We start from the raw sequence: 17,964 nt of genomic DNA on the forward strand, positions 1-17,964 counted from the left end.
ACGTTCACGATAAATGTGACAGCGATATTGCAGAAAAACCTTGAAGCTGCGCCGTGATCAACCAAACTCTAATACTATGAGGCCCTTATCGGGCGGCGCGTCCTGTTTCTGACGCCCCCTCCGACACAGATCGAAAAGGAGCACGCCTGTGCCTTCATTCTCGTCTACCCTAGAACAAGCCATTCACGCGGCGCTGGCCCTTGCCAATGCGCGCAAACATGAATTCGCTACGCTTGAACATCTCCTTTTGGCCCTGATCGACGAACCCGACGCCGTGCAGGTGATGAAAGCCTGTTCTGTCGATATGACCGAACTGCGCGAAACGCTGGTCGAATTTGTCGATGAAGACCTGAACAATCTGGTCACCGATGTTGACGGCTCCGAAGCGGTGCCAACGGCAGCGTTCCAGCGGGTGATCCAGCGCGCGGCGATCCATGTGCAATCCTCTGGCCGGACCGAAGTGACCGGCGCGAACGTGCTGGTCGCGATCTTTGCCGAACGCGAAAGCAACGCCGCCTACTTCCTGCAAGAACAGGATATGACGCGCTATGATGCGGTCAATTACATCGCGCATGGCGTCGCCAAAGATCCGGCTTTCGGTGAACCACGCCCCGTGTCCGGTGCGCCGGATCACGAGGAAGAAGCCCAAGGCGTCACCGATGGCGACAAGAAAGAATCCGCGCTGGCGAAATACACCGTTGATCTGAACGCAAAATCCCGCGAAGGCGACGTTGATCCGCTGATCGGCCGGTCGGACGAGGTGGAACGCTGCATTCAGGTGCTGTGCCGCCGCCGCAAGAACAACCCGCTGCTGGTGGGCGACCCCGGCGTCGGGAAAACCGCCATCGCCGAAGGGCTGGCGCGCAAGATCGTTGCCGGTGAAACGCCCGAGGTCTTGGCCGAAACCACGATCTATTCGCTCGACATGGGCGCGTTGCTGGCCGGCACCCGCTACCGCGGTGATTTCGAAGAACGTCTGAAAGCCGTCGTGACCGAGCTGGAAGAACATGACAACGCCGTCCTGTTCATCGACGAGATCCACACCGTTATCGGTGCCGGTGCCACATCCGGCGGCGCGATGGATGCCTCCAACCTGCTGAAACCCGCGCTTGCGGGCGGCAAGCTGCGCACCATGGGGTCGACCACCTACAAGGAATTCCGCCAGCATTTCGAAAAAGACCGTGCCCTTGCGCGTCGTTTCCAAAAGATCGATGTGAACGAGCCTTCGGTCGAGGATGCGGTGAAAATCCTGCGGGGCATCAAACCCTATTTCGAGGATCACCACTCGGTCAAATATACCTCTGACGCGATCCGGACCTCGGTTGAACTGGCGCACCGCTATATCAACGACCGCAAACTGCCTGACTCCGCCATCGATGTGATCGACGAAGCGGGCGCGGCGCAGCATCTGCTGGCGGCCTCGAAACGGCGCAAGACCATCGGCACCAAAGAGGTCGAAGCCGTGGTGGCCAAGATCGCGCGCATCCCGCCCAAGAACGTATCCAAGGATGATGTGATTGTGCTCAAGGATCTTGAGGCATCGCTGAAACGCGTTGTCTTCGGTCAGGACAAGGCGATCGAAGCCCTGTCTTCCGCGATCAAACTGGCCCGCGCTGGCCTGCGCGAGCCCGAAAAACCCATCGGCAACTACCTGTTCGCAGGGCCGACAGGTGTGGGTAAGACCGAGGTGGCGAAACAGCTGGCCGACACGCTTGGTGTGGAACTGCTGCGTTTCGACATGTCTGAATACATGGAGAAACACGCCGTTTCCCGCCTGATCGGTGCCCCTCCCGGCTATGTCGGGTTTGATCAGGGCGGCATGTTGACCGATGGCGTTGACCAGCACCCGCACTGCGTTCTGCTGCTCGACGAGATGGAGAAAGCCCACCCGGACGTCTACAACATCCTGTTGCAGGTGATGGATCACGGCAAGCTGACGGACCATAACGGCCGGACAGTGGATTTCCGTAATGTCGTGCTGATCATGACGTCGAACGCAGGCGCGACCGAGCAGGCGAAAGAAGCGATCGGCTTTGGCCGTGACCGTCGCACCGGCGAGGATACCGCCGCGATCGAACGGACCTTCACGCCCGAGTTCCGCAACCGTCTGGACGCGGTGATCAGCTTTGCGCCGCTTCCGAAAGACGTGATCTTGCGGGTGGTCGAAAAATTCGTGCTGCAGCTTGAAGCTCAGCTGATGGACCGCAACGTGACGATTGAACTGTCCACAAAAGCCGCCGAATGGCTGGGCGACAAAGGCTATGATGCACGAATGGGTGCGCGCCCCCTTGGACGCGTCATCCAAGAGCACATCAAAAAGCCCCTCGCCGAAGAGCTGCTGTTCGGCAAGCTGGCGAAAGGTGGTGTGGTTAAGGTCAACGTCAAGAAGGGCGAGCTGGACCTGACGATCCTCGGGTCGGAAAACCCCAAGCTGACGGGCAACAAGCCACCGTTGCTGACAGCTGAATGATACAACGCAGCGCCGTATTTGCGCTTGCCTTGCCCTTTGCCAGCCCCGTGCTGGCAGAGGGTTTTCTTATCTCCCCGCCCCTTGACTGCGACCTTGGCACAGACTGCTTCATCCAGCAGTATGTCGATAGCGATCCGTCGTCTGATGCGATGGATTTCACCTGTGCCGCGTTAAGCTATGACGGGCACAAAGGCACGGATTTCGCACTGCCCAGCCGGGCCCGTATCGCCGACAACATCCCCGTCCTTGCCAGCGCCGCAGGCCGTGTCACCGGTATGCGCGACGGCATGACTGACAGCGGCTATACCAGCGAAAACGCTGCCGATATCGACGGTAAGGAATGTGGCAACGGCGTCGTGCTTGACCACGGGAACGGTTGGGAAACCCAGTACTGCCACCTCAAACAAGGCTCCGTCAGCGTTACCACGGGGCAAGAGGTCGCTTTGGGCGACACCATCGGCTTTGTCGGGCAGTCGGGAAAGGCCGCCTTCCCCCATGTGCATCTGTCGGTGCGCAAAGACGGGGCCGTCGTTGATCCCTTCGATCCCGATGGGACCACCAGCTGCGACGCGCCCGGTGATAGCAACCTTTGGGCTGAACGGCCCGACTACCGCGCCGGTGGGCTGATCAGCGTTGGTTTTGCCGATGCGGTCCCCGCCTATGACGCCATCAAACAAGGCGAGGCAGCGGCGGCGTCCCTGCCCGTGGATGCAGATGCGCTGGTGATCTGGGGCTACATGTTTGGCACGCGGGCGGATGACATCGTGAACCTGTCTATCACCGGCCCTGACGGCATGGTGATCGCGGATGATGTGACGTTGACCAAAACCCAGGCCCAAGCCTTTCGCGCCATCGGCAAACGTGGCCGCGTGGACTGGCCCGCGGGCACCTATACCGGCACGGTGACGATGATCCGCGGCCTGCAGATCATCAGCCAACGCAGCACGGAAATCGAGGTCAAATAACGCTACCTCTCGGTCAGCTTCAGCTCGATCCGGCGGTTTTGCGCGCGCGCGGCTTCGGTATTCCCACTGGCAACGGGCTGATATTGACCAAAGCCGTTCGCGGCCAGCCGTTCCGGTGCGATCCCGAGGAAGTTGATCATATATTTGACCACCGAAAGGGCGCGCGCCTGGCTAAGCTCCCAGTTATCCGCAAATTCGCCCAACCCCGACAGCGGCTGGTTGTCGGTATGCCCGTCTACACGAATGACCCAGTCGATTTCAGGCGGGATATCGGCTGCGATGTTGCGTAGGATACCGGCGACCTTGGCGATCTCTCCGCGACCATCGGCGGACAGCGTGGCGGCCCCCGGGGGGAACAACACCTCGGAAGAAAAGACGAAACGGTCCCCCTCGATGCGCACACCCTCCTGATTGCCCAAAAGCGCGCGCAAGCGACCAAAGAACTCGGACCGGTATTGTTCGAGGTTCTTCGTCTCGGCCTCAAGCCGCGCACGTTCAGCCGCTTCAAGCTCGGCGCGGCGGCGTTCTTCGGCGGCGACCCGTGCGAGGGCGGTGTTCAGATCTGACCCCAACGATTGCAACTGCACCTCTTTCGCGGCATCGCGTGCGACGGCATCATCCAGCAGGGATTGCAGTTCCCCCAACTGGCCGCGCAGGGCGGCAACCTGCTGGTTCAACAACTCTGTCTGGCGTTGTGCCGCGGCAGTCGCCGCTTCTTCCTGCGCCAGCTCGGACCGGGCGGCATCCAGCAAAGCGGCCTGTTTCTCTGCATCCGACAGCTCTGCCTCGGCGCGGTTCTCAGCGGCAAGCTTTGCCGCAAGCGCATCCGCCAGTTTGGCGCGCAGCTCTGCCCGATCGGCCTGAGTTGCTTCAAGAGTTTCGGTTTCCGCCAGCGCAGCGGCAAGTTCTGCATCCAGCGTTTCCTTGGCAGCGCGGGCGGCGGCCAGCAGGGTCAGCGTATCCTCGGCCTCTTTGCGCTGCTTCTCTAGCGCCAGCGTCATTGCGGTCAGCTCTGCATCGGCATTTTCCAGCTTTTCGCGCAAGCGTTCGGCGGCGGCGGCTTCGGCCAGACGGGCGGCTTCGGCCTCTGACAGCGCGGCGGCATTCTGCGCGGCGGCGGTTTCCAAAGCGGCCTGCGCATCCTGATTTTGCGCCCGCAGATCATCCACCAGCGCTGTCAGCGCATCACGGCGGGCGGCGGCAAGGCGGGCGGCTTCGGCCTGGGCGTCCGTCTCTGACCGCGCCTGCGCCAAGGCAAGGTTCAACGCCTCTTGCGCGCTCAGCAGTTCTTCTTGTCGTGTCTCAAGCGCTTCTCCACGGGCGACCGCCGCATCCCGCTGGGACAACAGACTTGCCACCTGCGCCTCGAAACCGGTGATCTTGGCCTCTGCCGCGTCAAGCTGTGCGGCCTGCGCATCGCGCGTCGCGGTCAAGGAGGCGATCATCGCCGCCTGCTCTGCCGCCTGATCGCGTGCAGCGGTGAGGGATGTGTTCAGCGTCCCCAGTTCTGCCTCAAGCTCGGCCGTGGTTTGCCGTTCCATCCCAAGCGCTTGCGCCAGCGCCGCGACTTCACCCGACAGTGAATTCAGTTCGTTCTCTTGGCCGTTGATCCGCTGGGTCTGTACGGCTTGCAGCACCATAAAGATGGTCAACACGAACATCAGCACCAGCAAAAGGCCCGTCATCGCATCCACGAATCCCGGCCAGATCGAGCCCTGAAACCGTGCCCCAGTGCGTCGGGAAAGCGCCATGATCAGCTGCCCTCGGTGTCGGTACGGTCAGGGGTGCGCAAGCGGCGCGGCTCAGCGCCACGCGGGGCTGAAAGCGCCTTGGCCAGCAAGGATATATCCTTGCGCAACTCGGCCATCGTCTCCTGCCGTCCGGCTGAAATCTCTTCGAGAATACGCAGCATCTGCACGTCGATCGACCGCAGGCGCATCCGGCTTTCCGCATCCGCGCGTTCGTGTTCACCCTGCCCTTCAAGCACGGCCAACATGCGCTCCTGCCCTTTGGCGATCCGGTCAAGGCTTTCAGCCGGCGTATCGGTCTGTGCGGCCCGCGCTGACAGTTCTTCCATCGTGGCGGCCAGCGCACCAATCTTGCTGTTCAGCGCGGTCTGGCTTTCCGCCGATTGTCCGATCAGCTGACGCAGGCTGTCCATCTGTTCGGCCATGTGATCCAGCACACCAGCCACCGCGTTTTGATCCGACGCCCCGTCCTCGCCCGAGGAAAAACCAACGCGGGTGATCGAGCTGAGCCAATCTTCAAGCTCTTGATAAAAGCGGTTCTGCCCGTGACCGGCAAAGAGTTCAAGCAAGCCAACCACCAGCGACCCCGCCAGCCCCAAAAGGGACGACCCGAACGCCACCCCCATACCGCCAAGCTGCGATTCCAGCCCTGTCATCAGGCGCGCGAACATATCGGTGCTACCGTCCCCTTCTTGCGGGGCGAGGCTGCGGATGGTTTCAACCACCGCCGGTACGGTCGTCGCCAAGCCGTAGAACGTGCCCAGAAGCCCGAGGAAGATCAGCATGTTGACGATATATCGCGTGATCTCGCGCGCTTCGTCGATGCGGGTGGCGACGGAATCCAGGATAGATCGGGTAGAGGTCGCGTTCACCTGCATCCGCGCGCCGCGTGTGCGCAGCAGCGATGCCAGCGGTGCCAGCAGTTGCGGGGCGACGGCATCGGCATTGGGCGCGTCAGAGGCAAAATTCTCGATCCAGCGCACAGACCCGATCAGTTGCACCACCTGATAAAAGCAGGCGATCACACCGATGAAGAAGACGACAATAATGACCCCGTTCAAATAGGGGTTCGCTGCAAAAATAGGCAAAACGCTTGGCAGCGCCAGAAAAGCCCCGATGCAGGTCAGCCCGAGGGCGATCAGCATCAGCGTGATCTGCCGCACCGGCTGGGAAAACTGTGGTTTGGATTCGCGATCTGACTGCGCCATGCCTCGTGGCTCCTGACACTTTTGTGCTTCTGTTGCCGCAGCCTACACTTAATCCCGACGGTTATGCCACGGGTTTATGCGCATAAAGTCTTTACACGGTCGTGCAGCCACGCCAGCGACGGATCATGCAGCCCGATCTGCGTCAGATGCGCTGCGGTGTTGAATAGATATTCGGTATTCGGCCCCATGCCGCCAACCGCGCCCAAGATGATCTGCGCCTGCTCTTCCAGCGGCAAGCCGCCGCAGTATTGGTCATGTTCTGCGTCAATCACATAGACCAAAGCCGCAACCGTGCGCCCGTCCTCTAGCTGCACATCCAGGGTTTTCTCTACATAAGCCGACGACACAAGCTCGCGTTCGCGCAAATAGGCCAGCGTCGCTTCTTCGGTGCCCGGTGCCACGCGCAGCGCGATGCCATCGCAGGCCGTGCCGGTATCCGCATCCAGCGCCAGCACAAGCCCCGGACGTTCGACCGAGCCACGGTGGTGGATGGAGCGCATGCAGAAAGACCGCGCATACCCGGGCAACCGCCCGATCACGCTTTCCGCGACGTCAAACCCCGGTTTCCACAATAAGCTGCCGTAACCGAACACCCACATTGCCATGTCTCTGGTCCTTTATCATTGGCTTGTTTAAAGCTGCGCTATCGCAGGCGTTAATAAGGTGTTGGGTAAAATGGGCAAGGTCGTGTTGGTTATTGTCGTTCTGGCGGCGGTTTGGTGCGGATGGTGGGTCGCTGCCTCGTCCGGATTGCAGCGGGGCATCGCGAAACTGATCGAAACGCGCCGCGCAGCCGGGTGGCAGGCAGACGTGGGCGAAATGAAAAAGCAGGGCTTCCCCACACGGTTGCAAACCCGTCTGACCGATGTGACCCTGACTCCGCCGGCCCAAAGTGCCGGGCGCGGGATCGCCAGTGCCGTCGCGGCAAAGCGCATCGACATCTCTACCCCCGCATACTGGCCCGGATATGTCACCGTTGCCTCGCCCTATATCGAACTTGGCCTGTCCGGCCCCAACTTGCGCGCCATGTTGTCGGCCGAGGACGTGACCACCGATCTGCGCCTACGCCCCAGTGTTTCCGGCCAGCTTGACCGGTTGACGCTGGACGGCGGGGCCTGGGTGCTTGACCTACCCGTCACCGGCCCTGTCGAGGGGCGCGGGTTGAACGTGAGCGCTGTGCAACAGACCGTCGGCCAGCCGATCTATGAACTGGCGCTGGACGCGCAGAACGTCACCCCCAGTGCTGCACTGCGCGGCCTGTTCGGCCTGCCCGACGATTGGGCAGAGGCGTTTGACACCGTCACCGCCAAAGCGACCATCACCTTTGACCGGCTGTGGGATCGTAAGGCCCTTGGCCGGACCCGCCCCCAGCCCCGCGTGATCGACCTACGTCATGCCGAGCTTGCCTGGGGCGACATTGCCCTGTCCCTGAGCGGCACAATTGCGGTCGCCGAAGACGGTCTGGCAACAGGGACGCTGTCGGTCGCGGCACAAGACTGGCCGACGATGCTGACCATGGTTGAGAGCGCGGGATACATCCCCCCTAACTTCCGCCCCCAAGCGGAACAAATGCTGAAGGGGTTGGCGCAAATGTCGGGGAACACCGATGCGCTGGATCTGGACATCACCGTGAAGGATGGAAAAATGTCTATGGGGTTCATCCCCTTGGGCCGAGCCCCCAAGATTATCCTGCGCTGAATTGCGTTAAATCAACGGCAATAGGTCCCCTTGCGATACCGCGCCGTGTCGAAATGAAAGTGATCCAGATGGAAGCGGTTCGCTTTCGGGCCAAGCACGGTGCCAAACGGCCCGCAGGCCCCCTTGTGCACCCGACGCATGGCCTTACGGCTGGCGGGGGCATTCCAGCCCTTCAACACACTGACCTCAGCACCGCTGTGCATCTGAAAACCCGAGATATCGATCGCCCGCCCGCGCCCGTGCTCTGATATCTTGCCACCCGGCTGGTTGTTGCGCGTCCGGCAGGCGTAATGGGCGGCGACACGCAGCCCGCGCAGGCCACCCTGACCGGCAAAAGCGGGCTTTGCCGATTGATCAATCCATGTTTTCAATGCCTTGGCAGTCTTGCAATCCATCACCGCCGCCTGGCTCAACCGTACGCCCGACACCGACTGGATCTGCACCGCATCGCTGACGCCGCAGCCCTTGAGCTTGGGTTGCACGCGCCCGATCGCTTTGCCCTGAATGGAAATATCCCCGCATATCGCGCCCTTGGCCAGCAGGCGGCGTTTGGCCTTGGCGGCCTGCTCTGCCTTACGGCTGCGCAGGCTGGGCCGTAGCGAGGAGGCGATCCCGCCCGTGGCCGCTATCGCGCGTTTGGCCCCCGCATTGCGCGGCGGCGTGGCAATCGACCCTTGGGGCGTCAGCGCAGCACCCCCGGCCAAAGCGGGCGGGCGCAAAGAGGTATCGGGTCCGGCCAGTGCGGCACCGGAAAGCAGCGCGTATATCAGCGCCGCCCGGATCATTTATTGCCGGGTTGGCGACCAAAGTTCGGCGCGTCCGTGTCCTGCCCCGCTTCGATAATCCCGCGACGGATCGCGCGGGTACGGGTGAAGTAATCATGCAGATGATCGCCATCCCCCATACGGATCGCGCGCTGCAAGGCGAAAAGCTCTTCCGTAAAGCGGCCCAGAATCTCGAGCGTGGCCTCCTTGTTGGTCAGGAACACATCGCGCCACATGGTCGGATCGCTTGCCGCGATGCGGGTAAAGTCGCGAAAACCCGCAGCAGAATATTTGATCACTTCGCTATCGGTCACACGGCGCAGATCATCGGCCACGCCCACCATCGTATACGCGATCAAGTGCGGCGCGTGGCTGGTCACCGCAAGCACCAAATCGTGATGCTCCGCATCCATTTCCTCGACATTGGCACCCATACCATCCCAAAGGTTCCGCAACCGCGAGATCGCATTGGCGTTGGTGTCGGGCACAGGCACCAGCAGGCACCAGCGGTTGTCAAAAAGCTCTGCAAAGCCGCTGCGTGGGCCGGAGTGTTCGGTCCCCGCCAAAGGGTGTGCGGGGATGAAATGCACGCCGTCGGGCAGCAGTGGGCCCACTTGCGCGATCACATCCGCCTTGACCGACCCCACATCCGTCACCGTGCAGCCGGGTTTGAGATGCCCGGCCATCTCGGCTGCGACCGACCCCATGACGCCGACGGGCACACAAAGCACCACCAGATCCGCGTCTTTCACCGTCTTGGCGATGGAATCGCAGACCTCGTCGCACAGGCCAATCTCGCGGGCGGTGTCGCGGGTTTCGGCGCTGCGTGCAAAGCCCGACACATGGCCCGCAAGCCCGCCGCGCTTCATCGCCCAGAACATCGAAGAGGCGATCAGCCCCAGGCCGATCAGCGCGACTTTCTCATAAATTACGGGCATATCAGTCGCCTTTAAACTGTCGGATCGCATGCACCACGCGGCGGCATGCGCTTTCATCGCCCACGGTGATCCGCAAGCAGGTCGGCAGCTGGTAGCCCGCCACGCGCCGCACGATCAACCCTTGGGTCTTGAGGTATTCATCACAGGCCTCGGCCTCGTCCTGCGACTTGAACCGTGCGAGGATGAAGTTCGCGCAAGACACATCAGACGGCACGCCGATCTCTGCCAGCGCATCAGCCATCCAACTGCGCCATTTGGCGTTCTCGCTCCGGCAATGGGCGGCGTAGCCGGTATCCTTGATCGCCGCCGTCGCCGCATTCAGCGCGGCTTGCGACAGGTTGAACGGGCCGCGCACACGATTCAGCACATCGATAATATGCGCCGGTGCATAGCCCCAACCGATCCGCAGCCCGCCCAGACCGTAAAGCTTCGAGAACGTCCGCGTCATCACGATATTATCGTGGCTATCGACCAAAGCCGCGCCGCCGTCATAGCCTTCGACATATTCGGCATAGGCCCCGTCGAGCACCAGAATTGCCTGTTTGGGGATACCGGCGGCAAGACGTTCAATCTCGCTCAGCCCGATCATGGTGCCGGTGGGGTTGTTCGGGTTCGCAATGAACACCAGCCGCGTTTTGTCGGTGCACCCCGCGAGCAGCGCGTCCACATCCGTGACCCGTTCGTTTTCGGGCACCTCGACCGGGGTCGCGCCGTTGGCCAGCGCGGAGATCCGGTACATGCCAAAGCCGTGCACCGTGTGCAGCACCTCTGTCCCCTCGCCCGAGAACGCTTGGCACAAAAAGGCGATGATCTCGTCCGACCCGGCCCCGCAAATAATGCGGTCAGCGTCCAGCCCGTGCACCTGCGCGATCGCCTGACGCAGCGCGGTATGATCAGAGGACGGATAGCGATGCAGATCATAGGACGCATCGCGGAACGCTTTGACGGCCGCGTCGGACGGGCCAAGCGGGTTCTCGTTCGAGCTGAGCTTGATCACATTATCAAGCCCCGCCACATGGGACGCCCCGCCTTGATACAGCGCGATGTCCATAATGCCGGGTTGCGGGCGAATAGCGGTTGTCATCTGTCATGTCTCCTGTCGGGCGGACCATAAACGCGCGCCGTCGCCAGCGCCACTACGATCTTGTCCCAGCGTCATATGGCCCCGCGCTAAAGGCGCGTCACCAAACGCAAAAAGGGCCACGCCGGTCTTTCCAGCGTGGCCCCTTCGGCATTGATATGCGAGGAACCTTAGTTCTTCGCGTAGAATTCGACCACGAGGTTCGGTTCCATCATGACAGGGTATGGCACGTCGCCCAAAGCGGGGGTGCGCACGAATGTCGCTGTCATCTTGGAGTGATCCGCCTCGATGTAGTCAGGCACGTCACGCTCTGCCAGTTGCGTCGCTTCGAGCAGGGCAACCATTTGCTTGGAACGGTCACGCACTTCGATCACGTCGCCTTCTTTGACGCGGTAGGAAGGAATGTTAACCTTCTTGCCGTTCACTTTGACGTGCCCGTGGTTCACGAACTGGCGCGCAGCGAAAACGGTCGCGACGAATTTGGCGCGGTATACAACGGCGTCCAGACGACGCTCCAGCAGACCGATCAGGTTTTCACCTGTGTCGCCTTTTACACGCTCGGCTTCACCGTAGATGCGGCGGAATTGCTTTTCGGTCAGATCGCCGTAGTAGCCTTTCAGCTTCTGCTTGGCGCGCAGCTGAATGCCGAAGTCGGACATTTTGCCCTTGCGGCGCTGACCGTGCTGGCCGGGGCCGTATTCACGACGGTTCACTGGGGACTTAGGACGGCCCCAGATGTTTTCGCCCATACGGCGGTCAATTTTGTGCTTGGCAGCTGTACGCTTAGTCACGGCTGTTCTCCTTTTTGAGGCCCCCGCAGGATTGCGACGGGCGGTAAAGGGCGTTGTCCTCTGGCCGAAGCCTGACAGGGTTCCCCTTGCGGGGTCCACCAACACCAATCAAGCGGCGCTTATACGGTGCTGCGGGATGGAGTCAATGCACGAACTTGGCCCAATTAGCCTCAAATTATAGCTTATTAGGCAGTAGCGGCCGGGAAGTCCGTGAAAATGCGCATTTCGATGAACGCTCCGCCGCCCTACGTCATGTGACCCGCCGAACGCTGCCTTAAAATCGCCAAAATCGTTAACAAAAGGTTAAAGCGAGCACTATTAAGTTGAAAAGTTAACGATTGTCACGCAGCATCAGGGTGTTGAACGGTTTGAGGGGGCTAGTGTGACGCATAACATGGGCTATCGCAGCGGATACCGTTGGCATCCAATGCACTTCATCGGAACTCGTAATGCAGTTGTGGTGCATAGCGTCGAAAGACCACGCGCATGAGAATCTTGGCCGTCGAGGACAATCAAGATCTGCGCAATTTGTTAGAAGAATATCTTCGGACGCAAGATCACGAATATGTCCGCACGGCCGCCTCCGGCAAGGAAGCGCTTGAAATCATCCATAGCGCGCCGGTTATTTTCGACTGCCTACTGCTCGACATCCAGATGCCGGAAATGTCCGGCGTAGAGCTGATCCCCCACATCCGACAAATCGACGGGTACGAGTTCGTGCCCATCATCATGCTCACTGGCGTGAAGAACAGCGAAAGCATCGCGAAATCCTTCGTGGCAGGCGCGTGGGACTATATCATCAAACCGTTCGAGTTCTTCGACCTCGAGGCACGCATTCATGGTGCAGAAATGCGCAACGCCGAATTTGTTCGGCACCTGAAACGCCCGCATGAATCCCCCAACCAAGAGAATTTCGACGTTCTGAAAGAGCTCGCGCTCGACCGTCCGATGTCGCCCTCCGAGCTTTCCGAGAGCGGCCTTGTCCCGCAGGACGCCTTTGAAAACTGCATTATGCGCATGCAATCCGAGTTTGGTGGCGGCATGCAGATCGCTGTGATCGTGCTGCAGAACTTTGCGGATGTGCTTTCGCAGGTTCCGCAAGACCAGCGCGTCGAGTTTTCCGTCGGATTGGCACGCAGATTGACCGATGCGCTCAGCAGCCTGAACCTGATCGTGACATATCGATCAAACGGCACCTTCGCCGCGCTCTCGCCCGCGCTAAAAACGCAATCCACGCTCAACATCGCTGACGTGGTAAAGAACGCGGTCCAGACCTCGCCAGAGGCAGGATGTCATCGCGATATCGTGGTCAACGTCGACTACTGCCGCACCAAGGCATTCTCGACCAGCGGCGACACGATTGTGATGCTTGACCAACTCGCAAAGCGCCTAAGTACCGTTACCGCCTAACACGGTCAAAGTGACCTAGCCGGCGTCCCAGTCATGTTTGGGCCTTTGCGCCACAGCCTGATGACGGGGACAGCACGTCAAATGGTCATTCACCATGCCCACAGCCTCCATAAACGCATAGACGATTGTCGGGCCGCAGAACTTAAACCCCCGTTTTTTCAAGTCAGCCGATATCTGCTTTGAAAGCGGCGTCCATGCGGGAACATCCGACTGACGCTCAAACCGGTTTTGCAGTGGCTCGAATCCCACGTATTTCCATAAGTACCGATCAAATCCCTCCTTCTTTTCAATCTCTTGCCAAATGCGTGCATTTGTGATCGCCGCCTCTATCTTTCCGCGGTGGCGGATAATGCCGGGATTGGCGAGCAAGCGTTCAACCTCGGCTTCCCCCCATGTGGCGATGACATTAGGGTCAAAACCGGCAAAAGCCTCGCGGAATTTCTCTCGCTTTTTAAGTATCGTGATCCAACTCAGCCCTGCCTGAAAGCCATCAAGGATCAGTTTTTCCCAAAGCGCGCGGCTGTCATACTCCGGCACACCCCAGTCAGTATCATGATAATCCAGATAAATTTGCTCTGGCCCAGCCCAGTCACACCGCTGCATCCGCATCCCCTTCTCCGACGGATCTGGCCGGATGGCTAAAATTTGTACTGCATTGCCGCGTTAACCCGGCGTTACAAGTTTCCGCGCCAAGGTGACATGAGTACAGCGATAAATGGAAGCGCCACTTTGGAAGATATATCACCACACCCGCTCGCCGATCTGCCCGAGGGAACGAAAAACCCGCTCGACTACGCGCTGACCCAACGCGACGGCAGCACATTGGCCATGGTCAGGGCTGCTGTCGCGCATAATCAGACATTGATGGCATACCAGCCCGTCATGCGGGACGCGGACGACCCCAAAATCGCCTTTTACGAAGGTTTCATTCGCATTCTGGATCCCACCGGTCGCGTCATCCCCGCCCGCGAATTCATGCCCGTGGTCGAGAAGACCCAGCTTGGCCGCGAGATTGATGTGCTGTCGCTCAATGCGGGGCTTGCCGCGCTGAGCGACAACAAAGGGTTACGCCTTTCAATCAACATGTCCGCGCGCTCTATCGGGTATGCGGGATGGACGACCCTTTTGAACCGGTGGCTGTCGCGCGACGGCACCATTGGCGAACGTCTCATCCTGGAAATTAGCGAAAAATCGGCGATGCAAATGCCCGAACTCGTCGCCAGCTTTATGGACCAGCTCCAGACACGGGGCGTTTGCTTTGCATTGGATAACTTTGGCTCTGACTACATCGCCATCCGCTATTTGAAAGAGATGTTCTTTGACATTCTGAAGATCGACGGGCAGTTCGCCCGCGGCGTAAGCGACCACCCCGACAATCGTGCAATCGTGTCGATCATGGTGTCGATCGCGCGCAACTTCGACATGATAACCGTCGCTGAACAGGTGGAAAATCAAGACGATGCATCCCTGCTTCTCGCGCTTGGGGTCGATTGCCAACAGGGCTTTCTGTATGGCGCACCAACCACCCAACCCTACTGGGAGAGCACGCCGGAAGAGCGCAAAAATGCGTAAGCGAACATGGCGCGATTGCCGCATGTGCAGCAATGGGATATGTCCAAACCATAGAAGACGGGGGAACGGGGAAACGCCGTATTATATTACCCCACGTCAGTAGTTCAGGGGAAGAACACATATGACCAACGTTGTCATCGCATCCGCAGCGCGCACGCCTGTCGGCAGCTTCAGCGGATCCTTTGCAAATACACCCGCGCACGATCTGGGCGCCGCGGTACTGAAAGAGATCGTCGCCCGCGCAGGCATCGACCCTTCCGAGGTCAATGAAACAATTCTGGGTCAGGTTCTGACCGCCGCTCAGGGGCAAAACCCTGCCCGTCAGGCACATGTGAATGCGGGTCTGCCCATCGAAAGTGCGGCATGGTCGATCAACCAGGTCTGCGGCTCTGGTCTGCGCGCGGTCGCTTTGGCAGCACAGCACATCCAATTGGGCGACGCCGATATTGTGGCAGCCGGTGGTCAGGAAAACATGTCGATGAGCCCCCACGCACAAAATCTGCGTCCGGGCCAGAAAATGGGCGACATGCAACTTATCGATACGATGATCCGCGACGGTCTGTGGGATGCGTTTCACGGTTACCATATGGGCCAAACAGCTGAAAACGTTGCCGCGAAATGGGACATCAGCCGCGACGCCCAAGACGCATTCGCGGTGGCCTCGCAGAACAAAGCCGAAGCCGCCCAGAAGGCCGGTAAATTCCAGGACGAAATCGTGCCTTTCACCGTCAAAACCCGCAAGGGCGAGGTGGTTGTCGATCAAGATGAATACATCCGCCACGGTGCCACGATGGAAGCGATGCAGAAACTGCGCCCCGCCTTCACCAAAGACGGCTCCGTCACCGCAGCCAATGCGTCCGGCCTGAACGACGGCGCCGCTGGCGCATTGCTGATGTCCGCGGACAACGCCGAAAAGCGCGGCATCACACCTTTGGCGCGCATCGCGTCCTATGCGACCGTTGGCCTGGACCCGACGATCATGGGTGCTGGCCCGATCTATGCATCGCGCAAAGCGCTTGAGAAAGCGGGTTGGCAGGCCGAGGATCTAGACCTTGTCGAAGCCAACGAAGCGTTCGCGGCGCAGGCCTGCGCGGTCAACAAGGACATGGGGTGGGATCCATCGATCGTGAACGTAAACGGCGGTGCCATCGCAATCGGCCACCCCATCGGTGCCTCCGGCGCCCGCATCCTGAACACGCTTTTGTTCGAGATGCAGCGACGCGGCGCGAAAAAAGGCCTCGCGACCCTGTGCATCGGCGGTGGTATGGGCGTGGCCATGTGTCTTGAGCGCCCATAACGCTGGATAATCGATCAAGCGTGGCGCGTGTTCGGCAAGAACGCGCGCCACGCGAAAAACATCTGCTTTTTCCCTGCGTAAACTGTTGCAATGAATTTCAAGCCTGACTACAAATTCCCCACGTAATTAAATTACGAAATTAACAAGGCAAACGAAACAACATTGCCTTAAGGGGAGAGATTTATGTCACGTGTTGCACTTGTAACAGGGGGAAGCCGCGGGATCGGGGCGGCTATTTCCACAGCTTTGAAAGACGCCGGATACACCGTCGCGGCAACATATGCCGGGAACGACGAGGCAGCCGCGCAGTTTACAGAAACCACGGGCATCAAAACCTACAAGTGGAACGTCGCCGACTATGACGACTCCAAAGCCGGGATTGCCAAAGTCGAAGAAGATTTAGGCCCGATCGACGTGGTCGTAGCAAACGCAGGCATCACCCGCGACGCGCCTTTCCACAAGATGACGCCCGACCAGTGGAACGAAGTGGTTGGCACCAATTTGACGGGTGTTTTCAATACGATCCACCCGGTTTGGCCTGGCATGCGCGAACGAAAATTCGGTCGCATCGTCGTCATCAGCTCGATCAACGGGCAGAAAGGTCAGTTCGCCCAGGTGAATTATGCCGCGACCAAAGCAGGCGATCTGGGCATTGTGAAGTCACTCGCGCAGGAAGGCGCGCGCGCCAATATTACCGCGAATGCGATCTGCCCCGGCTATATCGCGACGGATATGGTGATGGCGGTGCCCGAGAAGGTGCGCGACTCTATCGTGGCGCAAATCCCGTCCGGCCGCCTAGGTGAACCCGAAGAAATCGCCCGCGCGGTTGTATTCCTAGTCAGTGATGACGCGGGCTTTATCAACGGGTCCACGATCACCGCGAATGGTGCACAGCATCTGGTCTAAACGGCCTACCTGAACGCAAAAGGCCAGCGCATTTCGCGCTGGCCTTTTTGTCGGCGGCCCAATGGGCACGCCAACGGAATTGAAATCTATCAGGCGGAAAGCCGGGTAATTTCCTCTTTCAAACGCAGCTTTTCCTTTTTCATATTCGCAACCTTTAGCCCGTCCATACTCGGCGATCGTTGGGCCTGTTCTACAGCGTCACTCATTGCCAAATGCTTCCGTTTCAGAGCATCCAGATGTGCGTCAAAAGCCATGTAACTCTCCTTAGGTTATGTTGCGTAGAATGATTGAAGCACGAAATATTCCACCTGTCACGCGGCAGCGCAGCAAAACTATCGACAAGTTGAGATATCGGCGAGAGGCTGCTTAGAATGGCAGCGCTGCGCCCTCGCGCAGGACCGCTCGTATTTCGGGCACATAGCTGTCGCCGTCGCTTAAATGTTGTGCGCCTTCGTGCATGATAAGGGGCGCGTTCAAGCGAAACGCCCCCCGCCCGCTTTTGCGCGCACGCAGGATGACCAGTTCAGCCATGCGACCAATGCGCGGTGCGATCGGCAGCACCTCTATGCTGCCCATATCATGGGGTAGCGCGCGGATCAGATCGGGCAGGCGTTCCGCCCGATGGATAAAATGCGCCTGCCCTTTCGGGGCAAGGCGTTTGGCCGCGATCTTGACCCAGGTTTCCAAGGGGGTCGCTTCACCCAAGGCGGTTTCACGACCGCTGTTCGTCGCAGCGACAGAGGCGTGGCGATCGAAATACGGCGGGTTGGCAAGAACGTGGTCAAATTGTCGCTGCCGCAGGGCCAGCGGCATAGCATCAATGTCGGCCTCGACCACTTCAAATGCTGGATTATTGCGCCGTGCAAGCGCGGCATAGGCAGACTGGATCTCGACCCCCGTCAGCTGCAAGCCCGGCACCCGCGCGCCCAGACAAAGCGACGCCGCCCCTACCCCGCAGCCCAGCTCTAGTACGCGCTGACCGGCCTGCGCCGGCACCGTTGCAGCCAATAAAACAGGGTCGACGCCCGCACGGTAGCCTTTACGCGGCTGCCACAAATGCAGCTTGCCGCCCAGAAACGCATCCCGCGTGAGCGCGTCGGGGTCATAGACGTCCAC

The 17,964-nt window shown here is 59.9% G+C and carries 17 protein-coding genes; 7 read left to right on the forward strand and 10 right to left on the reverse strand.

Annotated features, from left to right (window positions below; all coding sequences use genetic code 11):
* Positions 1-148 precede the first annotated feature (148 nt).
* Together clpA and ACTRWK_RS02540 are read left to right on the forward strand one after the other, a co-directional pair.
* Positions 149-2,470: an ATP-dependent Clp protease ATP-binding subunit ClpA gene (gene clpA / locus ACTRWK_RS02535; RefSeq protein WP_289081739.1), complete on the forward strand. Its 2,322-nt coding sequence runs from the start codon at positions 149-151 to the stop codon at positions 2,468-2,470.
* Positions 2,467-3,435 carry a M23 family metallopeptidase gene (locus ACTRWK_RS02540; RefSeq protein ID WP_289081738.1) on the forward strand — a complete coding sequence of 323 codons (969 nt, stop codon included), beginning with the start codon at positions 2,467-2,469 and terminating at the stop codon, positions 3,433-3,435. Before clpA ends, ACTRWK_RS02540 begins: the two co-directional genes overlap by 4 nt.
* 2 nt (positions 3,436-3,437) lie before the next feature.
* Here the strand turns inward: ACTRWK_RS02540 and ACTRWK_RS02545 are convergent, their stop codons facing one another.
* The 3 genes from ACTRWK_RS02545 to ACTRWK_RS02555 form a co-directional block, all read right to left on the reverse strand.
* On the reverse strand, positions 3,438-5,186 hold the full coding sequence (locus ACTRWK_RS02545; protein WP_289081737.1) for a peptidoglycan -binding protein: 1,749 nt from the start codon (positions 5,184-5,186) through the stop codon (positions 3,438-3,440).
* Positions 5,187-5,188: 2 nt separating this feature from the next.
* Complete coding sequence (locus tag ACTRWK_RS02550; RefSeq protein ID WP_037966088.1) at positions 5,189-6,391, reverse strand: hypothetical protein; 1,203 nt, start codon at positions 6,389-6,391, stop codon at positions 5,189-5,191.
* Between the two features lie 74 nt (positions 6,392-6,465).
* Positions 6,466-6,996, reverse strand: coding sequence for a gamma-glutamylcyclotransferase (locus tag ACTRWK_RS02555; RefSeq protein ID WP_462843782.1), 531 nt, complete (start codon positions 6,994-6,996; stop codon positions 6,466-6,468).
* Between the two features lie 70 nt (positions 6,997-7,066).
* Here ACTRWK_RS02555 and ACTRWK_RS02560 point away from each other — a divergent pair, with 70 nt between their 5' ends.
* Positions 7,067-8,089, forward strand: a complete 1,023-nt coding sequence (locus tag ACTRWK_RS02560; protein WP_289081735.1) for a DUF2125 domain-containing protein — start codon at positions 7,067-7,069, stop codon at positions 8,087-8,089.
* An 11-nt stretch (positions 8,090-8,100) separates the two neighbouring features.
* On the opposite strand, the gene ACTRWK_RS02565 is transcribed toward ACTRWK_RS02560, so the two are convergent.
* From ACTRWK_RS02565 to rpsD, 4 genes are all read right to left on the reverse strand, one after another.
* Positions 8,101-8,874: an extensin-like domain-containing protein gene (locus ACTRWK_RS02565; protein WP_289081734.1), complete on the reverse strand. Its 774-nt coding sequence runs from the start codon at positions 8,872-8,874 to the stop codon at positions 8,101-8,103.
* Complete coding sequence (locus ACTRWK_RS02570) at positions 8,871-9,791, reverse strand: prephenate/arogenate dehydrogenase family protein (RefSeq protein ID WP_005849593.1); 921 nt, start codon at positions 9,789-9,791, stop codon at positions 8,871-8,873. Before ACTRWK_RS02570 ends, ACTRWK_RS02565 begins: the two co-directional genes overlap by 4 nt.
* 1 nt (position 9,792) lies before the next feature.
* Positions 9,793-10,875: a histidinol-phosphate transaminase gene (gene hisC / locus ACTRWK_RS02575; protein WP_005849595.1), complete on the reverse strand. Its 1,083-nt coding sequence runs from the start codon at positions 10,873-10,875 to the stop codon at positions 9,793-9,795.
* 167 nt (positions 10,876-11,042) lie between these two features.
* A complete protein-coding gene (gene rpsD, locus ACTRWK_RS02580) occupies positions 11,043-11,663 on the reverse strand; it encodes a 30S ribosomal protein S4 (protein ID WP_005849596.1) in 621 nt (206 codons plus the stop codon).
* Between the two features lie 486 nt (positions 11,664-12,149).
* Here rpsD and ACTRWK_RS02585 point away from each other — a divergent pair, with 486 nt between their 5' ends.
* Positions 12,150-13,073 carry a response regulator gene (locus tag ACTRWK_RS02585; protein ID WP_180828035.1) on the forward strand — a complete coding sequence of 308 codons (924 nt, stop codon included), beginning with the start codon at positions 12,150-12,152 and terminating at the stop codon, positions 13,071-13,073.
* A gap of 15 nt (positions 13,074-13,088) precedes the next feature.
* Here the strand turns inward: ACTRWK_RS02585 and ACTRWK_RS02590 are convergent, their stop codons facing one another.
* On the reverse strand, positions 13,089-13,676 hold the full coding sequence (locus tag ACTRWK_RS02590; RefSeq protein WP_289081733.1) for a DNA-3-methyladenine glycosylase I: 588 nt from the start codon (positions 13,674-13,676) through the stop codon (positions 13,089-13,091).
* Positions 13,677-13,802: 126 nt separating this feature from the next.
* Here ACTRWK_RS02590 and ACTRWK_RS02595 point away from each other — a divergent pair, with 126 nt between their 5' ends.
* The 3 genes from ACTRWK_RS02595 to phbB all read left to right on the forward strand — a co-directional run bounded on the left by ACTRWK_RS02595 (position 13,803) and on the right by phbB (position 16,848).
* Entirely contained in the window at positions 13,803-14,645 is an 843-nt protein-coding gene (locus ACTRWK_RS02595; RefSeq protein ID WP_037944777.1) for an EAL domain-containing protein, read from the forward strand.
* A gap of 121 nt (positions 14,646-14,766) precedes the next feature.
* Positions 14,767-15,942 carry an acetyl-CoA C-acetyltransferase gene (locus ACTRWK_RS02600; RefSeq protein ID WP_037944778.1) on the forward strand — a complete coding sequence of 392 codons (1,176 nt, stop codon included), beginning with the start codon at positions 14,767-14,769 and terminating at the stop codon, positions 15,940-15,942.
* Positions 15,943-16,125: 183 nt separating this feature from the next.
* Entirely contained in the window at positions 16,126-16,848 is a 723-nt protein-coding gene (phbB, locus tag ACTRWK_RS02605; protein WP_037944779.1) for an acetoacetyl-CoA reductase, read from the forward strand.
* 89 nt (positions 16,849-16,937) lie between these two features.
* Here phbB and ACTRWK_RS02610 read toward each other — a convergent pair whose 3' ends face one another.
* Positions 16,938-17,102, reverse strand: coding sequence for a YdcH family protein (locus ACTRWK_RS02610; protein WP_005849604.1), 165 nt, complete (start codon positions 17,100-17,102; stop codon positions 16,938-16,940).
* Between the two features lie 112 nt (positions 17,103-17,214).
* A complete protein-coding gene (locus tag ACTRWK_RS02615) occupies positions 17,215-17,964 on the reverse strand; it encodes a tRNA1(Val) (adenine(37)-N6)-methyltransferase (protein WP_037944780.1) in 750 nt (249 codons plus the stop codon).

It is taken from the genome of Sulfitobacter sp. G5_S2_6_S6 (assembly GCF_054968505.1).